The 18815-nt window shown below is 66.6% G+C and carries 14 protein-coding genes; 11 read left to right on the forward strand and 3 right to left on the reverse strand.

Annotated features, from left to right (window positions below; translation table 11 throughout):
• Window positions 1-115 precede the first annotated feature (115 nt).
• Window positions 116-949 carry an LLM class F420-dependent oxidoreductase gene (locus tag ACFWF2_RS20470; RefSeq protein ID WP_379309011.1) on the forward strand — a complete coding sequence of 278 codons (834 nt, stop codon included), beginning with the start codon at window positions 116-118 and terminating at the stop codon, window positions 947-949.
• A gap of 250 nt (window positions 950-1199) precedes the next feature.
• Here ACFWF2_RS20470 and ACFWF2_RS20475 read toward each other — a convergent pair whose 3' ends face one another.
• Window positions 1200-1634, reverse strand: a complete 435-nt coding sequence (locus ACFWF2_RS20475; RefSeq protein WP_379309012.1) for a hypothetical protein — start codon at window positions 1632-1634, stop codon at window positions 1200-1202.
• 600 nt (window positions 1635-2234) lie between these two features.
• Between ACFWF2_RS20475 and ACFWF2_RS20480 the strand changes: the two genes are divergently transcribed.
• The 6 genes from ACFWF2_RS20480 (at window position 2235) to ACFWF2_RS20505 (ending at window position 10633) form a co-directional block, all read left to right on the forward strand.
• Window positions 2235-3689, forward strand: coding sequence for a flavin-containing monooxygenase (locus ACFWF2_RS20480; RefSeq protein ID WP_379309014.1), 1455 nt, complete (start codon window positions 2235-2237; stop codon window positions 3687-3689).
• A gap of 226 nt (window positions 3690-3915) precedes the next feature.
• Complete coding sequence (locus ACFWF2_RS20485; protein WP_379309015.1) at window positions 3916-4815, forward strand: helix-turn-helix transcriptional regulator; 900 nt, start codon at window positions 3916-3918, stop codon at window positions 4813-4815.
• A 209-nt stretch (window positions 4816-5024) separates the two neighbouring features.
• Window positions 5025-5828, forward strand: coding sequence for an LppX_LprAFG lipoprotein (locus ACFWF2_RS20490; protein WP_379309016.1), 804 nt, complete (start codon window positions 5025-5027; stop codon window positions 5826-5828).
• Window positions 5829-6080: 252 nt separating this feature from the next.
• Window positions 6081-7547 carry a cytochrome b5 domain-containing protein gene (locus ACFWF2_RS20495; RefSeq protein WP_379309017.1) on the forward strand — a complete coding sequence of 489 codons (1467 nt, stop codon included), beginning with the start codon at window positions 6081-6083 and terminating at the stop codon, window positions 7545-7547.
• A gap of 15 nt (window positions 7548-7562) precedes the next feature.
• Window positions 7563-8765, forward strand: a complete 1203-nt coding sequence (locus ACFWF2_RS20500; RefSeq protein ID WP_379309018.1) for a type III polyketide synthase — start codon at window positions 7563-7565, stop codon at window positions 8763-8765.
• Window positions 8766-8776: 11 nt separating this feature from the next.
• Entirely contained in the window at window positions 8777-10633 is a 1857-nt protein-coding gene (locus tag ACFWF2_RS20505) for an ATP-binding cassette domain-containing protein (RefSeq protein ID WP_379309019.1), read from the forward strand.
• Window positions 10634-10719: 86 nt separating this feature from the next.
• On the opposite strand, the gene ACFWF2_RS20510 is transcribed toward ACFWF2_RS20505, so the two are convergent.
• Window positions 10720-11601, reverse strand: a complete 882-nt coding sequence (locus tag ACFWF2_RS20510; RefSeq protein ID WP_379309020.1) for a glucosyl-3-phosphoglycerate synthase — start codon at window positions 11599-11601, stop codon at window positions 10720-10722.
• 187 nt (window positions 11602-11788) lie between these two features.
• On the opposite strand from ACFWF2_RS20510, the gene ACFWF2_RS20515 reads away from it, so the two are divergent.
• Entirely contained in the window at window positions 11789-13090 is a 1302-nt protein-coding gene (locus tag ACFWF2_RS20515) for a TerD family protein (protein ID WP_379309021.1), read from the forward strand.
• Here the strand turns inward: ACFWF2_RS20515 and ACFWF2_RS20520 are convergent.
• Window positions 13060-14004, reverse strand: coding sequence for a LysR family transcriptional regulator (locus ACFWF2_RS20520; protein WP_379309022.1), 945 nt, complete (start codon window positions 14002-14004; stop codon window positions 13060-13062). The genes ACFWF2_RS20515 and ACFWF2_RS20520 overlap by 31 nt on opposite strands.
• 135 nt (window positions 14005-14139) lie before the next feature.
• Here ACFWF2_RS20520 and ACFWF2_RS20525 point away from each other — a divergent pair, with 135 nt between their 5' ends.
• The 3 genes from ACFWF2_RS20525 to ACFWF2_RS20535 are packed head-to-tail and all read left to right on the forward strand — an operon-like array spanning window position 14140 to window position 18205.
• A complete protein-coding gene (locus tag ACFWF2_RS20525; protein WP_379309023.1) occupies window positions 14140-15519 on the forward strand; it encodes an MFS transporter in 1380 nt (459 codons plus the stop codon).
• Window positions 15516-16262 carry a 3-hydroxybutyrate dehydrogenase gene (locus tag ACFWF2_RS20530; protein WP_379309025.1) on the forward strand — a complete coding sequence of 249 codons (747 nt, stop codon included), beginning with the start codon at window positions 15516-15518 and terminating at the stop codon, window positions 16260-16262. The genes ACFWF2_RS20525 and ACFWF2_RS20530 overlap by 4 nt, the downstream gene beginning before the upstream one ends.
• Window positions 16259-18205, forward strand: coding sequence for an acetoacetate--CoA ligase (locus tag ACFWF2_RS20535; RefSeq protein ID WP_379309027.1), 1947 nt, complete (start codon window positions 16259-16261; stop codon window positions 18203-18205). Before ACFWF2_RS20530 ends, ACFWF2_RS20535 begins: the two co-directional genes overlap by 4 nt.
• Window positions 18206-18815 lie beyond the last annotated feature (610 nt).

Genomic DNA, 18815 nt, shown 5'->3' on the forward strand with positions numbered 1-18815 from the left:
GTCGTCAGCGGCATCGTGGTCGGGAATCGCCGGCGTCCTCACCGCTGCCCGGATTGGGTCGAACTTTGTCGGAGGGATGGGAATAGGACGGGGCGGGTGGACGGTTGCGTCCGGCATGACAAAGCTTGTCGGAGAATACGGTGTGTGGCGCAGGTACACGGGGTTCACCCCGCAGGCCGCGCGGGAGATCGAAGAGCTGGGATTCGGGGCGCTGTGGCTGGGAGGCTCGCCGCCGGCGGATCTGTCGGTAGCCGAATCGCTGCTGGAATCGACGGAATCGCTGATCGTCGGAACCAGCATCGTCAACATCTGGACAGCGCGGGCCGATGAGGTGGCGGAGTCCTTCCACCGGATCGAACAGAGGTTTCCGGGTCGGTTCCTGCTCGGCATCGGAGCCGGTCATCGCGAGGCCAATGGTGCTGACGCGATCAAGCCGTATGACGCCCTGGTGAGCTATCTGGACGCACTCGACGCGGCGGGGGTGCCGAAGGATGGCAGGGCGCTGGCGGCACTCGGGCCGCGAGTGCTGGAACTGGCACGCGACCGGACCGCCGGTGCGCTGCCTTATCTCGCCCCGCCGGAGCACACCCGAATCGCCCACGAGATCGTCGGTGCGGACGCACTTCTTGTCGCAGAGCAGAAGGTGATCCTCGACGGTGACCCCGACCGGGCACGAGCTGTCGCGCGGCAGATGGTCCCGATGTATCTGGGGTTGGTGAACTATGTCAGCAATCTGCGCCGGCTCGGCTTCACCGAGGAGGACCTGGCGACTCCGGGCAGTGATCGGCTCATCGACGTGCTCGCGCTTCATGGCGAACCCGACAGGGTCGCTGCGGGGTTGGCCGAGCACTTGTCTGCGGGGGCAGGCCACGTCGCGATCCAGGTCTTGAACGAGGACTACCTCGCGGATCTGCGCACCCTCGCGACCGTGCTGCCCCTTGCACGGTGAGATGACGACCGCCGCTCAATCCGGCGACCCGGGTTACGTACGACGTTGGCTCCCTAGGCCGCAACCGCCACCGCTCGGGAATCCTCGACCTGCTGAACCCATGCGATAGCGGGTGTTCCCGCGCGGGCTGGGATGTGTAACCGCGTGCGTGCAGCTTGCACGCGGTTACACAGGTGCGCCTCGGTTTGCCCGCTGAGATGGCGGTGTCGATCGAGATGGAAAGTGAAGAGCATTGGGCTGCAGCATCGGCTCAGACGGAGAACTCGACCTGTCCGGACTCGCCGAGGTGGACGGCATCGACAGTGACAGTGGCGACGAACTGTCCGTGACCCGGCTGGAAGATGGACGACTTGGGGTCGCTCACCCAGGCGCCGGGACCGATGGCATGGACAACGCGGATGCCGGTTTCACTGGTGGCGAGATTCTTCCAGTGCAGGGTGACTTTCAGACTGCAAGAGCCGACGCCAATCATGTTGGTACTGACGGTGAATGCGGCCGAGTCCGGGTATCCCGGGCCATGCACCGACGAATCGACCACGGCGATACACGCGCCGTTGGTCAGCGAGTAGATCGTCTCGAATTTGCCGCCCGACGCGGCGGACGCGGGCGCCGCTGTCAGGGCGAGAAGGGTGGCCGACGCAAGGGCGCCGCCAGCGGAGAAAGCCGAAGTTCTGGCCGAAATCATCGGAACCCCTGTCGAATTGGGATGGACGTCGGATCAGGTCAACGATACCGTCGGCGTGACAACCTCGAGGCGAAGCGGCGCAGTCGGTCGCCGATCATGCCGAGCTCCTGTTCCCAGTTCAACACGCACAGGATGTTCAGCGGACGTGTTCGACGCGGGCACGGACCTTGCGGTGGGACTTGTTGTGGTCCGAGACCGCCGCTCGCATCGGTCGCCGCCGTGACCGTCGCGATGTCGGCCGCGGGCTGCAAAGACGCTGCGCCGCACACGACGGGCGTGTTCTCGGGCGCGAGCGTACGCGTGTCCGGCCTCGCAGAGGCCGTCGTCTCCGTGGCGCAGGGGTGTTGCGACGAATCCTCGAACCCACGGCCGTCAAATGGTCCGGAATGGCGTGCTGTTGACACGCGGCTACCGCCAAGGACGCAGCCATCCGCCTCCGCACCGGCGTCACCGACATCATGGCCTCATACGGCTAGGATAGACGCAATTCAAATTGTGCGCGTGAGCTCCGGCGGGTTCTCGAAAGCACCTTTCGAGAACCTTCCGTCGCCGCGCATCCGGTGAACACTGTGCATTGCGCGACGGCATCAAGGAGCACGTATGAGCGAGGCCACCCACCTGAATGTTTTGATCGTGGGCGCTGGACTGTCGGGAATAGATGCCGCTGTCCACGTCAGCCGGGCCTTTCCAGCGAAGAGCTATGCGGTGCTGGAACAGCGAGGAGAATTGGGTGGGACCTGGAGTCTGTTCCAATATCCGGGTATCAGGTCGGACTCCGACATGTACACCCTCAGTTTCGGATTCAGGCCGTGGGATGGGGAAAACGCCATCGCGGACGGCGCCGACATCCTGCGCTATCTGCGTGAGACGGCAGCGGAGTACGGCGTGGATCAGCGGATCCGATACCACCACCGAGCTACCAGATTCTCCTGGTCCACAGACGAGAAGTGCTGGACGGTGGCGATCGAACACGTCGATACCGGTGAAACGTCGACGCTCACCTGCGACTTTCTGTTCTCCACGAGTGGCTATTACGACTACGACCATGGCTATACACCCGACTGGCCAGGCCTGGACGCCTACCGCGGCACACTGGTGCATCCACAACACTGGCCGAAGGATCTGGACTACACCGGTAAGCGGGTGGTCGTGATCGGTTCGGGCGCTACCGCGGTCACTCTCATCCCATCGATGGCCCGCGAGACTGCACATATCACCATGTTGCAGCGGACGCCCACCTATATCGTGAGCCAGCCTCGAAAGGACCCATTTGCCCAGGTACTGTACAAGATCCTGCCCGGCAAGCTGGCTGCCAAGGTGATCCACGCACGCTATGCCGCCGTGACAATCGGTTTCTACGAGTTCTGTCGCCGTAGCCCCAAGACGGCCAGAGCCTTGTTGGAACGGTGGGCGAGGGTCCATCTACCTGACGGTTTCGACTACGCCAAACACTTGCGCCCACCGTATGATCCGTGGGATCAGCGGCTGTGTGTGGTGCCCGGAGCCGACCTGTTCAAAGCGATCCACAGCCACAAGGTCGACATCGTCACCGACCTCATCGACCGGTTCACCACGAATGGCGTCGCGCTCACTTCGGGCCGCGAGCTCGAGGCCGACATCGTAGTGACCGCCACCGGTCTCGAGGTGGTCCCGATGGGTAAGGCCGAGTTCTACGTCGACGGTGAGCAGATCGAACTGGGCAATACGTTCACCTACAAGGCGATGATGCTCAGCGACGTCCCGAACTTCGCCTTTGTCGTCGGCTATACCAATGCTTCCTGGACTCTGAAGGCGGATCTGGTCTGCGAGTACGTCACGCGATTGCTCGACTACATGGACCAGCACAACCTGAAGGTTGTCGTCCCGCGGCTGGCGGAGGGTCTCGAGCCGAAGCCGTTGCTCGACCTCACCTCGGGCTACCTGCAGCGCGCGGCCGGCAAACTACCCGTCGCCGGTGACCGCGACCCATGGCGGCTGAAACACAACTGGTACTTCGACAAGAAGGCGCTGCGGCACAGCCGGATCGACGACAGCGTGGTGGCGTTCTCCGAATGAGCCCGCGCCGACCGCGCGCCGCGGCTGACGGACAGGAGGATCCCCGCTGAACCCCGGGTATCACACTGTGCGGCTCACATCTGGGGGCGGTGCGATGCGATGTCGGTGTGCGGGGGACACCGCGGGGCCGACCTTCGACGAGTGGCTGGAGCGACGTAAGCGCTGGCGCCGAAACGGGTATCAGTACCACCTGGATACCAGGATCAGGTTCGGCGACGATGGACCGATGAGTGAAGTGGTCGACATGCGCTCGGTGCGCACCGAGCGCAGGGCGCAGCTCGGCGCGTTCCTCAAGTCGCGCCGGGCAAAGATCGCGCCAGGGGATGTCGGGCTGCCGCCGGGACCGCGCAGGCGCACACCGGGTCTGCGGCGCGAGGAAGTCGCCCAACTTTCAGGCATAGGAGTCACCTGGTACACCTGGCTCGAGCAGGGTAGGCCGATCAATGCCAGCGTCCAGGTGCTCGATGCCGTCGCACGGACGCTGTGCCTCGACCCGGTCGAGAAGGCGCACCTCTACCGGCTCGCCGATGTGCCGTCCGTGCCGAGTTCGGTCGTGCAGTCGGCGTTGCCGCCCGGCCTGCCGGTGATCCTCGATCAGCTCTCTCCGCTGCCCGCGGTGCTGCTCAGCGCGAAATACGATGTGCTGGCGCACAACGACGCCTATCGCGCGTTGTTTCCCCGCTGCGCCGATGGCGAGCAGAACATCCTGCGCCACGTGTTCCTGACCCCGGAGTGCTGCAACCCGTACCGGCACAACGTGCACGACCTGCGTCGCATGGTCGCCTATCTGCGCGGAGCCTACGTCAAGCACCTCGACCACCCGGAGTGGGTGGCCCTGGTCGAGGAGCTGTGTGGGGCGAGCGCGGAATTCGCCGATCTGTGGGCCCGCAACGATGTCGCGGTCCCGGTGAACGTGGTCAAGGTGATCCAGCACCTGGCCGTCGGCACGCTCGCGATGCACATGACGAGTATGTCGCTGCCGGTGGTCGAGGGCGCCTGGATGCAGATCTTCACCCCGGTGGACGCGGCGGCGACGGAGACGATGTCGAGATTGCTCGCGATGACCGACGAAGAGCGGCTGGCACCGGTGGATGAGCATGTCGCGCGCTCGCACGCGCTCGGCTGACCTGCGGTGACAGCCGATTTCCCGGGTCGCTTCAGCGCTGAAAACTCCACCACGCGCTTGCAATCCGCAATCTGCGAACCTCGGGTACTATCGCCGTCGGGGGAGCGCGAGATGTCCGATGGTCTGCTTAGTATGTCGCAGGCACCGGCAGCTTCGGCTGCCTCACCAACGCCATACACGACATCTCCAGGGGATGAAACTTGATCGACATGACACCGAACCCCACCCCCCGGAGCCGCTTCTCGCGGCGCTCCGGCATCACCTCGATCGTCGCGGTCGCCGCTGTCTGCGCGGCCCTCGTGACCGGTTGCAGCACGGATGACGCCGCCACCACGACGGCGCCGCCGACCGGTCAGCTGCCTGATGGCGCGCAGCTCGTGAAGGAGTCGGCGAAGACCACGCAGACCCTGCGTACCGTGCACCTGAACATCGACGTGAAGAACCTGCCGAACCTGCCGGTGGAAACCGTCTCGGCGGACGTCACCAACGAGACCCAGGGTTCCGGCGCCGCGATGGGTGAGGCGAAGGTCAAGCTCACGCCGGAGTCCGCGTTCACCGAGGCGAAGTTCCTTGTGGTGGACAAGGTTCTGTACACCCAGACCGGCGGTCGCTACGTGCCCGCGGGCCCGGCCGAGAAGGTCTACGATCCGGGCGTCATCCTGGACAAGGACAAGGGCATCGCCAACGTGATCGCCAACGTCCAGAACCCCAAGGCCGAGAGCCGTGAGGTCATCAACGGCATCAACACCGTCAAGATCACCGGCACCATCGACGCCGCCGTGATCGACCCGATCGTGCCGCGCGTCGGCGAGAACGCCGGCACCATGCCGATCACCCTGTGGATCCAGGACACCGCCCCGCCTGCCTCCGACTCGACCAAGCCGTCGGATGCCGCGTCCACCGGTGAGGGCCCGAATCTTGTTCGCGCCGTGGTGAAGAGGGATCAGGGCGAGGTCATCGTCGGCCTGTCCAACTGGGCCAAGCCGGTCAACATCGTCAAGCCCGCAGGCTGATCCGAGCCGGTCGAACCGGTTCTACCCACACCGGTCCGGGGACCGCGGAACCTGGCACGCAGTGCCGTCCGCAGCCCCGGGCCGGTGTGTCGTCTGGGTGTCGCCTGCGGTAACTCGAGCTCCGAACGCACGCACGCACAACCAATAAGAGAATGTTCAGCGAGATGCAAGGCGCCACAAGGACTATACGTGTCGGGACGCTGGTCGGCAGGCAACACGCATCGAACGCCGATCGACACGGAGGAAGAACAAATGACGATCGATGATCGACCTGATGAAGAGGAGCGCGAGCTCCCGCCACCGCCCGGCCCTGGGGGTCGGCCTCCCGTCAACAACGTATGGGTTTATAACGGCAGAGCCTACGACCTGAGTGACTGGATCTCCAAGCATCCAGGCGGTGAATTCTTCATCGGCCGCACGAAGAACCGTGACATCACCTCGATCATCGGTTCCTACCACCGTGATCCGGAAAAAATCGCGCGGATGATCGAGCGTTACAGCCTCGGTCGCGATGCCACTCCCGAAGACATCCATCCGAAGAACAACGCCCCCGACTTCCTGTTCAAGGAAGGCTTCAACAGCTGGGACGACACCCCGAAGTACAAGTTCGACAACAAGAACGACCTCCTGCACAAGGTCAAGGCCCGGATCAAGGAACCCGAGCTGGCCGCCCGGCTGAAGCGGATGGACCGCGCGTTCGACATCGTCGTCGCGGTGCTGATCTTCCTGTACTTCGCGGTGCAGGGCCTGCGTCTGTGGGACACCAGCTGGATGCCGTTGCCGGTCTTCGTGATCGCGATGGTGCTGCTGCGCAGCTCGCTGGCGGGCTTCGGTCACTACGCCATCCACCGGGCGCAGAAGGGCCTCAACAAGTACGCGGTGAACGCGTTCGACATGAACTATGTCGCACTGTCTTTCGTCACCGCCGACGGCCACGCGCTGCTGCACCACCCGCACACTCAGAGTGAAGTCGACATCAAGAAGAACGTCTTCACGATGATGATGCAGGTGCCGCGCCTGTACCGGGTGCCGGTGCACACGGTGCACAAGTTCGGACATCTGTTGACCGGCATGATCATTCGGCTGCTCGACGTCTGCCGGCTCACCCGCAAGGTGGGCATCAAGGACATGTACGGCACCTGGGGTGGCGCGCTGCCGCACTTCATCGGCTCCTTCGGCGTCCGATTCCTGCTGGTGGCCGAGTTCGTCGTCTTCACCGTGGCGGGCGACTTCTGGGCCTGGGCACTGCAATTCGTGATCACGCTGTGGATCAGCACCTTCATGGTGGTGGCCAGCCACGACTTCGAGGTGCCGACCGAGGAACTGCACACCGAGACCGAGGACTGGGCGGTCAACCAGCTCGAGCAGGCCTACGACCTGACCGTGGTCGGCAACAAGTACGTCGACTGCTTCCTCTCGGCCGGTCTGAGCTCGCATCGGGTGCATCACGTACTTCCGTTCCAGCGCAGTGGTTTCGCCAATATCGCCACCGAGGACGTGGTGCGCGAGGAGGCCGCGAAGTTCGGCGTGGAGTGGCTGCCCGCGAAGAGTTTCTTCGGAGATCGTTTCCCCAAGCTGTGCCGGACCTACCTGCTCGCGCCGTCGCGTGACGCCGAGGAGAACCGGTGGGGATTCGTGCGCGAACACTGCGCACCCGCAGCGCTGAAGACCTGTGTGACCTACACGGTGCAGGGCTTCACCGGCATCGGAACCGTCTGACCCGACTCCGTTGCCATGTTCGTATCTGTTTCGAAAGGATTTGTGCCCGTGTCTGTTTCCTTTGACCTGCTCCGCACGGCCGACGTCGAGCGCGGGCACGACCTGCTACCGCCCGCCCCGCCGACCACCGTCGGTGTGATCGAAGCGGTCGCCACCGGTTCCCCCCAGCGCGTGGTCGACCAGGCCGTCAACGCGGGCCGGGTCGCCGAACTGTTCTCCGATCCGGCTCAGCGCCAGCGCATTCCGCGGATCTACCAGAAGACCAGGATCGACACCCGCCATCTGGCGATCGACCCGCTCGACCCGGAGTTCCTCGAGTTCAGCCGCCGCCCCGGCACCATCAGGGAGCGGATGAACCTGTTCTTCGAGTACGCGGCGCCGCTGGCCGTCGACGTCGCCCGCCGCGCCGTCGCCGGACTGGACAACCCCGCCGAGGACATCGGCCAGCTGATCTTCGTGACCAGCACCGGCTTCATCGCCCCCGGCGTCGACGTCGCGGTCGTCAAGCAGCTCGGCCTGTCGCCCAAGGTCGGCCGCATGGTCATCAACTTCATGGGTTGCGCGGCCGCGATGAACGGCATCAGGGCCGCCACCGACTACGTCCGGGCGAACCCGGACAAGAAGGCGATGGTGCTGTGCATCGAATTGAGCTCGGTGAACGCCGTGTTCGACGACGACGTCAACGACGTCATCACCCACAGCCTCTTCGGTGACGGCTGCGGCGCGGTGGTGATCGGCGCCAACCAGGTGCACCAGCCGCTGGCGCCGGGCAGCATCGTGATCCGCGACAGCTTCAGCCACCTGTTCGACGACGCGGAGGACGGCATCGTGCTCGGCATCAAGGACGCGGGCATCACCTGCGAGCTGGCGACGAGCCTGCCCGACTACATCTACCGCGGGGTGGATCCGGTGGTGACCGAGGTGCTCGCGCGCAACGGGCTGGACAAGAGCGATATCGATCTGTGGGCGATCCACCCCGGTGGTCCCCGCATCATCGAGGAGTCGGCCCACTCGCTGGGCATCCCGGCCGAGGCGGCGGCGCCGAGCTGGGACGTACTCGCCGAGCACGGCAACATGCTGAGTGTCTCGCTGATCTTCGTGCTGGAGCGGATGATCCGCGACGCGCAGTCGGCGGCACCGATTTCCACCGGGGTGGCGTTCTCGTTCGCGCCCGGTGTCACCCTCGAGGGCATCGTGTTCGATGTCATCCGCAGCTGAGAGCACACGTCATGCATCTACTCCGATTTCTCGCCGCGCTCTCGCCGGCCAGGATCGCTGCCGTGGTGGTCGCGGGCCTGATCTGCGGTGTGGCCAACACCTATCTGGTGACGCTGATCAACGCGGTCGTCTCGCCGAAGCCGCAGCCTGATCAGCTGTTGCTGCGGTTCGGGCTGACCGGCCTGGTGATCCTGGTCAGTGGTGTCGCCTCGCAGGTGCTGTTGATCCGGTTGTCGCAGGACGCGATCTACCGGCTGCGCAGCGACCTGAGTTCCGGCATCGTCTCCGCGCCGCTGGAACACCTGGAACGGCTCGGTATGCACCGCCTGATGGCGACGCTCACCGAGGACGTGCGTTCGCTGTCGCAGGCGGTGACCGCCATCCCGTCGATCTGCGTCGACGTGGCGACCATCATCGGCTGCTTCGTGTTCCTGTTCATCGTGTCGGGTCCGATCTTCGCGGTGACGGTGGCGGGCACGCTGGTCGGTATCGCGTGTGTCGAACTGGTGCTCAAGCGGGTGCGCGGGATCTACCGCGAGGCTCGCGAGAACGAGGACGCGCTGTTGCGTTCGTTCCAGGCCGTCACCCTCGGCATCAAGGAACTGAAGCTGCACCGTGGCCGCCGCCGGGACTTCATGGACCGGCATCTGCTCGGTTCGGCGGGCACGCTGCGCGATCAGAACACCGACGCGGGCTCGAAGTTCTCCTACGCGCAGGGCTTCGGTCAGGCGCTGCAGCTGGCGACGATGGCGCTGATCCTGTTCGTCGTCGCGGCGGCGCTGGATCTGCCGCGGGACACGATGGTCGGCTACGTGCTGGTCACCACGTTCCTGGCGATGCCGATGCAGAACTTCATGCACCGCATCCCCGATCTGCTGCGTGGTGATGTGGCGCTGGCCAAGATCCGGGCGATGAATCTGTCGATGGAGACCCTGCACGACGAGGAGCTCCTGCCGTACACCGAGCGTCCAGCGGCAGGGGAGGCCAAGCTGGAACTGACCAATGTCAGCTACGTGTACCGCTCCGAGGCTCCGTCGCCGGTTCCGCCGCCGCCCGGTTCGCACCCGGACGGGCCGCCCGAGCGTGGTGGGCATCCGCCGCGTCCCGGGATGCCGCCGCGGGCAGGTAACGGCCACCCCGGTCCCGGGGGGCCGCATCCGGCGCATCCCGGTGCGCATCCGGCCGCCGGTCAGCCGGATGTGAACGGCAAGGCCTGGGTCGACCACGGCGGCAACGATGTTCGGCCGCTCGCGCCACCGCCTGGTCGCGACGAGTCCGAGGACGCGGGCTTCCGGCTCGGTCCGATCGACCTGGTCTTCGAACCGGGGCAGATCACGTTCATCGTGGGCGGCAACGGCAGCGGCAAGTCGACGCTGGCCAAGCTCATCACCGGTCTGTACGTGCCACGCTCGGGGTCGTTGTCGCTCAACGGGGAGAGGATCGACCACGACAACATCGAGTGGTACCGGCAGAATTCGTCGGCGGTGTTCACCGATTTCCATCTGTTCGAGGACTACCTGGGCTTCGACCGTCCCGGTATCGATGGTGAAGTGCAGCGCTATCTGGAGGAGTTGCAGATCGCGCACAAGGTGACCGTGCAGGACGGGCGGCTGTCGACCGTCGACCTGTCGCAGGGGCAGCGTAAGCGCCTTGCCCTGCTCACCGCCTTGCTCGAGGACCGCCAGATCTACGTCTTCGACGAATGGGCCGCCGACCAGGAGCCCCGCTTCCGCGAGGTCTTCTACCGTGAGATCCTCACCGACCTGAAGCGGCGCGGCAAGACGATCATCGTGATCACCCACGACGACCGCTACTTCGACTGCGCCGACCAGCTGGTGAAGCTCGACTTCGGTTTGGTCGCCGTGTAATTCACGCACTATGAACGCCGGTTCGGTCCGACAGGGCCGGGCCGGCGTTCGCCGTATCGGCGGGCGAGCTCGTGATCTTGGGTAGGTCAGGTGCTCGCGCGCTGGGCCGCGATCAGCTGTGTCATCGGTGGGCGGTCGGTGAGGCTGACCTCGGACGGTGTTCGCTGCCAGCCGGTTTCACCCGGCTGGAACTGCACGAGCCCGATCCCGGAGTCGCGGATGCCGAGCCGGTCGAGCAGGGTCGCCACGACCTGTCTGCTCATCACCGCGAGTTCGTGGGTCGGCCTGCTGCGGTGCACCCGGGTGCCGAGGTCGACCTGGGCGATCGCCGAGAGTCCGTGCCGCTGCCAGCAGTCGATGAGGATCCCGATCTCCGCGCCGTATCCGCTGGCGACGGAGATGTCACCGAGAAACGTTCGGGTGGCGGCATATTCGCCGCCGAGCGGCTGCACGATCTCGGCCAGGGCTGGGGCGAGGGCGGTGAGCAGCGGGCGGGCAACCAGCTGCGTCACCCGTCCGCCGCCGTCGGCGTCGACGCCCGTCGCGCTCGCCAGCGGCCGCCGGTAGTACCCCTTCACCAGCGCCAGACCGGGATCATCGAGCAGCGGCGCGAGCAGGGAGGGCACGAACGACGGATTCGGCTCGACGAGATCGGCGTCGAGGAAGACGATCAGATCACCCGTGCACACCGCGAGCGAGCGCCACAGCACCTCGCCTTTCCCCGGCCTCGGGACCACGGCGGGCAGCGCCTCCTCCCGGGTGTAGACCGTGGCGCCCGCCGCCCGTGCCCGTGCGATGGTGCGATCGGCCGAGCCGGCGTCGAGGACAAGTAGTTCGTCGACCAGCCCGCCGAGCCAGGGCCGCGCGGCGGCGATCACCCCGGCGACGGTGTCCTCGTCGTCGAGTGCGGGCACCACCACCGAGACCCGGCGACCCAGCTTGTGGTCGATCAGTTCACGGACGTCCATGCAGACCAGTGAACGACAGACGGCTGCGCACCGCCACTGTTCCCCGCGATTGCTGTGATCGAAGCCAACGAGCCCCGAGCTCACTGGTGCGGACGCAGGGCCGATCCCGCTCCGCGGGAGTACCGTTGGCCTGATCGCGCTGGTAGCGGTTGCTCGGCGCGGCAATCGACCGGTGGAGGGCGGCGTCATGACGGAGAGCGCAACGGTGGCCGAGGTGGCCAAGGGGTCCAAGACCGATCTGGTCGAGGGCCGGTACACGGTGCGCATCGACCTCGACGGCCCGGCCGGAGCGGTGGATGTGTCGGCGGTGCTGGTGACGGCCGATGGCCGGGTGCGTTCCGACGCCGATTTCGTGTTCTTCAACAATCCGGCGGCGCCGGGTGTGCGGTTGGAGTCCGATGCCGTGGTGTCGGTGGATCTTTCGGGAGTGCCCGCCGACATCCATCGGGTGGTGATCGCCGGCAGCACCGAAGCGCAGGGCATGCGGTTCGGGGAGGTCACCGGGTTGCGAGTGTCGGTCACGGGCACCGCGCAGACGCTGAGTTTCGTACCATCCGGACTGGATTCGGAGACCGTGCTGCAGGCCGTCGCGTTGTATCGTCGCGGGAGCGGATGGCGGCTCGACGCGATCGGGCAGGGATACAGCGCCGGGCTCGCGGCGTTCGCGACCGAGCACGGGATCGCCGTCGACGAGGAGCCGAGCGTGCCGCCTGCTGGTGTGCCGCAACCTGTTCCGGTCGCGCCCGCGGTCGATCTGCGCAAGGTCGACGTGGTTCTCACCAAGGACTCGCCCGACAAACGCGCCAGCATCGACCTGCGCAAGGGCGACCCCGGCTACGTACTCACCGTCGGTCTCGAATGGGACGGGCGCGGCGCGCAGTACGACCCGGCCGGGCGCGTGACGAAGTTCGGCAAGGGCGACCTCGACGTGTACTTCTTCTGCCGCAACGAGATCACCGGCGACTACGTGGTGATCAGCGGTGAGAAGGGCCACCAGGGCGACCTCGCCGCCTGGCCGTTCATTCACCACCAGGGCGACAGCCGCGGTCCCGGCGCGCACAACCTCCCCGCGACCGAGCAGGTTGTCGTGCGCCCCACCGAGAACGGCGATCTGCTGCTCAACGTCTACCAGTCCGTCGACAACGGCGCGGGCGCCATCGACGCCTTCGGGCGGCCCCGCGTCCGAGTCCGCTACGGCCGCCCCGGCCCGGACGGTTTCCCGGGCCCCGACGCCGACCAGATCACCGTCGTCATCGGCAACGGCAAGAACTCCTTCTGGGCCACCGTCGCCCACATCGATGTCCGTGACGGCGTTCTGACCGTCGACGGCACCACGCGCTACAGTCGCGCCTTCAGCGAGAAGATGCCGGTCCTCGACACCGCGGGCACCTGGTTGCGCTCGGCCAAGAACGGTCCGGTCGGCCGCAGCAAGAGCAGCAACGGCCTGGGCCTGAGCCACTACGCGGGCCGCTGCCCCGACCCACGCTGATCCCCGAATAGTTCCGCGCGCCGCTCGTCGACCGTGGCGCGCAGGGCATCGACGACCGCGGCGACCTCGGGGCGGCGCAGTGTCTCCGCGCGTGTGACGAGCCAGTAGGTGAGCCGCACTCGCACCTGCTCGCCGAGCACGCGCACCAGATCGTCGTGGCGGTCGGCCATGAAGCAGGGCAGCAGTCCGATCCCCGCCGCGGCCCTGGTGGCCTCGACGTGGACGAAAACATTGGTCGAGGAGACGGATTGGCGCATGGCGGGTGCGAAGCTGGTGGCCAGGTCGAGATCGTCGACCTGCAGGATCGATTCGATGAAGTAGACGAGCGGGTAGCGGCGCAGGTCCTCGATCGTCTCCGGTGTGCCGCGGTCGGCGAGGTAGTCGCGCGCGGCGTAGAGGCCCAAGCTGTAGTCACCCAGCCTGATCGCCTCGGCCCGATGGACCTGGGGCTGGCCGACCACCACCTCGATATCGAGCCCACTGCGCTGGGTGGACGCGCGCCGTGTCGTCGCGATGATCTCCACCGCCACTCGCGGATGCTCGCGCTGCACGCGCGCGGCGGCCGGGGCCGCCAGATACGCGCTGAAGCCGTCGGTGGCCGAAAGCCGAACCACCCCTTCGAGTTCCCGCTCGCCACCGGTCGTACCGAGCGAACGCACCGCGGCCTCGATCGTCTCGGCCGCCGACAGCGCCGCCCGCCCCAGGTCCGTCAGTTCCCAGCCGCTGGTGGCCTTGGTCAGCACCCGTCCGCCGACCGCCCGCTCGAGTGCGGCGATCCGCCGCGAGATCGTCGTGTGGTTGATTCCGAGTTCCTCCGCGGCGGCGACATACCGCCCCGACCGGCCGACGGCCAGGAGAACCAGCAGGTCGTCGGCGCTGGGACGCCGACCCGGATCAGGCGAGGTCGCGCTCATTTCTGCATCCTTGCAGATGCGCGGTGCGAACTTGGCCATTGCGACCGAATCCGATCTGCACGAATACTCTCCCCAGTGCTAGTGGGCCATGTCACATTCATGCGGTGGTGTGGTCGTGATCACCAAGGAGTAGTGATGAGCGTCAGCAACGCGACCAAGCAGGCCGGCGACGATCCGGGCGGGGCACCCAGCGGTCTGCGCCGGGTGGTGGCCGCCTCGATGGCAGGCACCGTCGTCGAATGGTACGAATTCTTCCTCTACGGCACCGCCGCCACCCTCGTCTTCAGCAAGGTGTTCTTCGCCAAGGGCACCAGCGATCTCGATGCCATCCTCGCGGCCTTCGTCACCTACGCCGTCGGCTTCGCGGCCCGCCCGCTCGGCGGCATCGTCTTCGGCTACTTCGGCGACCGCTACGGCCGCAAGCAGCTGCTGCAACTGAGTCTCGTCCTGGTCGGCGCCGCGACCTTCCTGATGGGCTGTCTGCCCACCTTCACCCAGATCGGCTATTGGGCGCCGGCCATGCTGGTGACGCTGCGGTTCATCCAGGGCTTCGCGATCGGCGGCGAATGGGGTGGTGCGGTCCTGCTGGTCGCCGAGCACAGTCCCAGCCGCAGCCGCGCGTTCTGGGCGAGCTGGCCGCAGGCGGGTGTGCCCGCGGGCAATCTGCTCGCCACCGTCGTGCTGCTCGTGCTGACCTCGACGCTGTCCGAGGCCGCGTTCCTGAGCTGGGGCTGGCGGGTCGCGTTCTGGCTGTCGGCGGTGGTCGTACTGGTCGGCTACTACGTGCGCACCAAGGTGACCGACGCCCCGATCTTCGTCGAGGCGCAGCGGCACAGGGAACAGGTCGAGGCGACGTCGTTCAGCGTGTTCGAGGTGCTGCGCCGCTACCCGCGTGGCGTCTTCACCGCGATGGGACTGCGTTTCGGCGAGAACATCATGTACTACCTGGTCGTCACGTTCTCGATCACCTATCTGAAGGTGCACGTGCACGCCGACACCACGACGATCCTGTGGTGGCTGCTGGCCGCGCACGCCGTGCACATGGCGGTCATCCCACTGGCGGGTCGTCTCGGTGACCGCGTCGGCCGCCGCCCCGTCTACCTGGTCGGTGCGGTGGCCGCCGCGACCTGGGGCTTCTTCGCCTTCCCGTTGATGGACACCGCCAACAGCGCGCTGATCCTGTCGGCGATCATCATCGGCCTGGTCTTCCACGGCCTGATGTACGCGGGTCAGCCCGCGATCATGGCGGAGATGTTCCCGACCCGGATGCGGTATTCCGGTGTGTCGCTGGGCTATCAGGTCACCTCGATCGTGGCGGGTTCGCTCGCGCCGATCATCGCGGTCAAGCTGCTCGACTCCTACGGTTCCTCGGTCCCGATCGCGGTGTATCTGGCGGCGGCGTCGGTCGTCACGGTGATCGCGGTGCTGTGCGCCAAGGAGACCAAGGGCATCGACCTCGAATCCCTCGACGCCGCCGATGCCGCGACCACACCGGTCAAGGTCGTGTCGGCATGACCGACCTCATCGGACGCAAGGCGCTGGTCACCGGTGCGGCGGGCGGGATCGGGGCGGCCTGCGCGCACGAGCTGGCCGCGCGCGGGGCGGCGGTCACCGTCGCCGATATCGACGAGGTCGGCGCGAAGACCGTGGCCACCGAGATCGGCGGAAGTGCCTGGGCGGTGGATCTTCTCGACGTCGGCGCGCTGGCGGAGCTGAGCCTGTCGGTCGACATCCTGGTGAACAACGCAGGCGTACAGACTGTCAGCTCGATCGAGGACTTCCCGCCCGAGCGGTTCCGGCTCATCCAGACGCTGATGGTGGAGGCGCCGTTCCTGCTCATCCGCGCGGCGCTGCCGCACATGTACGAGCAAGGATTCGGGCGCATCATCAATATCTCGTCGGTCCACGGGCTGCGCGCGTCCCCGTTCAAGGTGGCGTACGTGACCGCCAAGCACGCACTGGAAGGGCTGTCGAAGGTGACGGCGCTCGAGGGCGGCCCGCACGGCGTCACCAGCAACTGCGTGAACCCCGGCTACGTGCGAACACCGTTGGTGGACAAGCAGATCGCCGAGCAGGCCGTCGCACACGGCATCCCCGAACAGGAAGTGGTGGAGAAGGTGCTGCTCACCGAGAGCGTGATCAAACGGCTGATCGAACCGGAGGAGGTCGCGCGACTGGTCACCTGGCTGGCGTCCGACGACGCGGGGATGGTCACCGGCTCCTCCTACGTCATGGACGGGGGGTGGAGCGCGCGATGACGAGCGTGACCGTGGCGCCGCAGTGGGTGCCGACCGAGCAGGACATCGCCCAGGCGCGGATCACCGATTTCGCACGGTTCGTGGAGTCGCGGCACCCGGTCGCGCTCCCGGACTACCAGGCGCTGTGGCAGTGGTCGGTCGACGACCTGGCCGGGTTCTGGGGTGCGCTGTGGGACTACTTCTCCCTGGGGGAGCGGTCTGCCGTCGTGCTCGCCAACGCGGACATGCCTGGGGCACAGTGGTTTCCGGGTGCGCGGCTGAACTACGTCGACCAGGTTATCCGGCAGGCACGGACTGATCGGCCCGCGATCATCTCGGTCGACGAGGGCGGCACGGTCACGGAGTGGTCGTGGGACGAAATGCTGGGCAGAGCAGCCGGATTCGCGCGGACCCTGCGGGAACTAGGTATCCGGCCCGGCGATCGGGTAGTCGGCTACCTGCCCAACATCCCCGAGGCGGTGATCGCGTTCCTGGCGACCGCCGGCCTCGGGGCAGTGTGGAGTGCCTGCGGGCAGGACTACACGGCAAAGGCTGCCATGGATCGGCTCGGTCAGCTGGAACCCGCCGTGCTGGTAACCACCGACGGCTACCGGTTCGGCGGCAAGGAACACCACAGGGTCGCCGAGGTCGAGGCACTGCGCGACGGTCTGCCGGGGCTGCGGGCGACGGTGCTGGTGTCGCGGTTGGGTGGCGTGGTCGACGGCGCGCTCGACTGGGACAAGGTGAGTGCCGACGACGGAACGCGGTGGCGCACCGAGCAGGTGGCGTTCGATCACCCGCTGTGGGTCCTGTACTCCTCGGGGACGACCGGTCTCCCCAAGGGCATCGTGCACGGCCATGGCGGCGTGCTGCTCGAACATCTCAAGGCGATGGCACTGCAGTCCGATATCGGACCCGACGACACCTTCTTCTGGTACACCAGCCCGAGCTGGATGATGTGGAACTTCCAGGTCGCCGGACTGCTGGCCGGCGCGACCATCGTCTGCTATCCGGGCAGCCCGACGGCCCCGAAGCCGGATGCCCTGTGGGACATGGCCGCCCGCCTGCGCGTCACGGTGCTCGGCGCCAGCCCCGGCTATGTCCTGGCGTGTGCGAAGGCCGACGCGGTCCCGCGGCGCGACCACGATCTGTCCGCGCTGCGCCTGATCGGCATCACCGGTTCCGCGCTGCCCGCCAGCTCGTCGATCTGGTTGCGCGACAACGTCGGCGCCCACATCCCGGTCGCCTCGATCAGCGGCGGCACCGACGTCGTCTCGGCCTTCGCCGGCGGTGCGCCCACCGTCCCCGTGCGGCCGGGCGAGTTGTCCGCGCCGTACCTCGGCGTCGCCCTGGAAGCCTGGGACGACCAGGGCAGGCCCGTCCACGGCGCAGTCGGTGAACTCGTCGTCACGAAACCCATGCCGTCCATGCCGATCCATTTCTGGAACGACCCCGACGGATCCCGCTACCGCGCCGCCTATTTCGAGGATTACCCCGGTGTCTGGCGCCACGGAGACTGGATCACGGTCACCGACCAGCACAGCGTCATCGTCCACGGCCGCTCCGATTCCACCCTGAACCGGCACGGCATCCGCATGGGCAGCGCCGACATCTACCAGGCTGTCGACCGACTCCCCGACATCGTCGACTCGCTCGTCATCGGCGCCGAACAGCCGGACGGCGGCTACTGGATGCCACTGTTCGTGGTCCTGCCCACCGGCACCACTCTCACCGACGACATGAAATCCCGCATCATCGTCACCATCCGCACCGAAGTGTCGCCTCGCCACGTCCCCGACGAGATCATCGCCGCACCCGGCGTGCCCCGCACCAGGACCGGAAAGAAGCTGGAGGTTCCCATCAAGCGAATCCTGCAGGGCGCTACCCCATCCCAGGTCCTCGACACCTCCGCGGTCGATCACCCGGCCCTCCTCGACTGGTATGCCCAGGTCCGTCGCCCCTGACGCTGCGTGGGCGACGACCACGGTGCGTAACGTGCGGTCTACCGGATCCGATCCGCAATCGTGTGATCCGATATCTCGATGAGGGGGCAACGTGCGCGGGACGGCAGGTCTGACGAGACGAATTCTCACAGCGGGGGCCGCGGGATGCCTCGGCCTGCTCGGCGACAGCGGTGTCGCGGCCGCCGAACCGGGACTCACCACACGCCTGGGGGCGAGCATGATCGGCGAAGCTGGGGATTGGCCCGGCGGGAATGGGATCTCCGGGGCGCAGGGAGTCGGAGGAAACGGCGGCGTCCAGCTGGCGGCTGGACCGGGCGGCAATGGCAATGGGGGTGGCAATGGAAATGGGGGCGGGAATCAGGGGAACAACGGGAACTCGAACCCGGGAAGCGGGAACGGTAACCAGGGCAACGGGGGCGGGAATCAGGGCAACCACGGCAACCCGAACCCGGGTAACGGAAATGGTAACCAGGGCAACGGGGGCGGGAATCAGGGGAACAACGGGAACTCGAACCCGGGAAGCGGGAACGGTAACCAGGGTAACGGGGGCGGGAATCAGGGGAACAACGGGAACTCGAACCCGGGAAGCGGGAACGGTAACCAGGGTAAC

Origin of the sequence: Nocardia sp. NPDC060259, assembly GCF_042728775.1 — a bacterium.
GTDB lineage: Bacteria > Actinomycetota > Actinomycetes > Mycobacteriales > Mycobacteriaceae > Nocardia.

Coding starts and splice junctions, on each gene's coding strand:
- ACFWF2_RS20470 (WP_379309011.1), top strand. CDS start 116: ATGACAAAGCTTGTCGGAGAATACGGTGTGTGGCGCAGGTACACGGGG.
- ACFWF2_RS20475 (WP_379309012.1), bottom strand. CDS start 1,634: ATGATTTCGGCCAGAACTTCGGCTTTCTCCGCTGGCGGCGCCCTTGCG.
- ACFWF2_RS20480 (WP_379309014.1), top strand. CDS start 2,235: ATGAGCGAGGCCACCCACCTGAATGTTTTGATCGTGGGCGCTGGACTG.
- ACFWF2_RS20485 (WP_379309015.1), top strand. CDS start 3,916: ATGAGTGAAGTGGTCGACATGCGCTCGGTGCGCACCGAGCGCAGGGCG.
- ACFWF2_RS20490 (WP_379309016.1), top strand. CDS start 5,025: ATGACACCGAACCCCACCCCCCGGAGCCGCTTCTCGCGGCGCTCCGGC.
- ACFWF2_RS20495 (WP_379309017.1), top strand. CDS start 6,081: ATGACGATCGATGATCGACCTGATGAAGAGGAGCGCGAGCTCCCGCCA.
- ACFWF2_RS20500 (WP_379309018.1), top strand. CDS start 7,563: ATGTTCGTATCTGTTTCGAAAGGATTTGTGCCCGTGTCTGTTTCCTTT.
- ACFWF2_RS20505 (WP_379309019.1), top strand. CDS start 8,777: ATGCATCTACTCCGATTTCTCGCCGCGCTCTCGCCGGCCAGGATCGCT.
- ACFWF2_RS20510 (WP_379309020.1), bottom strand. CDS start 11,601: ATGGACGTCCGTGAACTGATCGACCACAAGCTGGGTCGCCGGGTCTCG.
- ACFWF2_RS20515 (WP_379309021.1), top strand. CDS start 11,789: ATGACGGAGAGCGCAACGGTGGCCGAGGTGGCCAAGGGGTCCAAGACC.
- ACFWF2_RS20520 (WP_379309022.1), bottom strand. CDS start 14,004: ATGAGCGCGACCTCGCCTGATCCGGGTCGGCGTCCCAGCGCCGACGAC.
- ACFWF2_RS20525 (WP_379309023.1), top strand. CDS start 14,140: ATGAGCGTCAGCAACGCGACCAAGCAGGCCGGCGACGATCCGGGCGGG.
- ACFWF2_RS20530 (WP_379309025.1), top strand. CDS start 15,516: ATGACCGACCTCATCGGACGCAAGGCGCTGGTCACCGGTGCGGCGGGC.
- ACFWF2_RS20535 (WP_379309027.1), top strand. CDS start 16,259: ATGACGAGCGTGACCGTGGCGCCGCAGTGGGTGCCGACCGAGCAGGAC.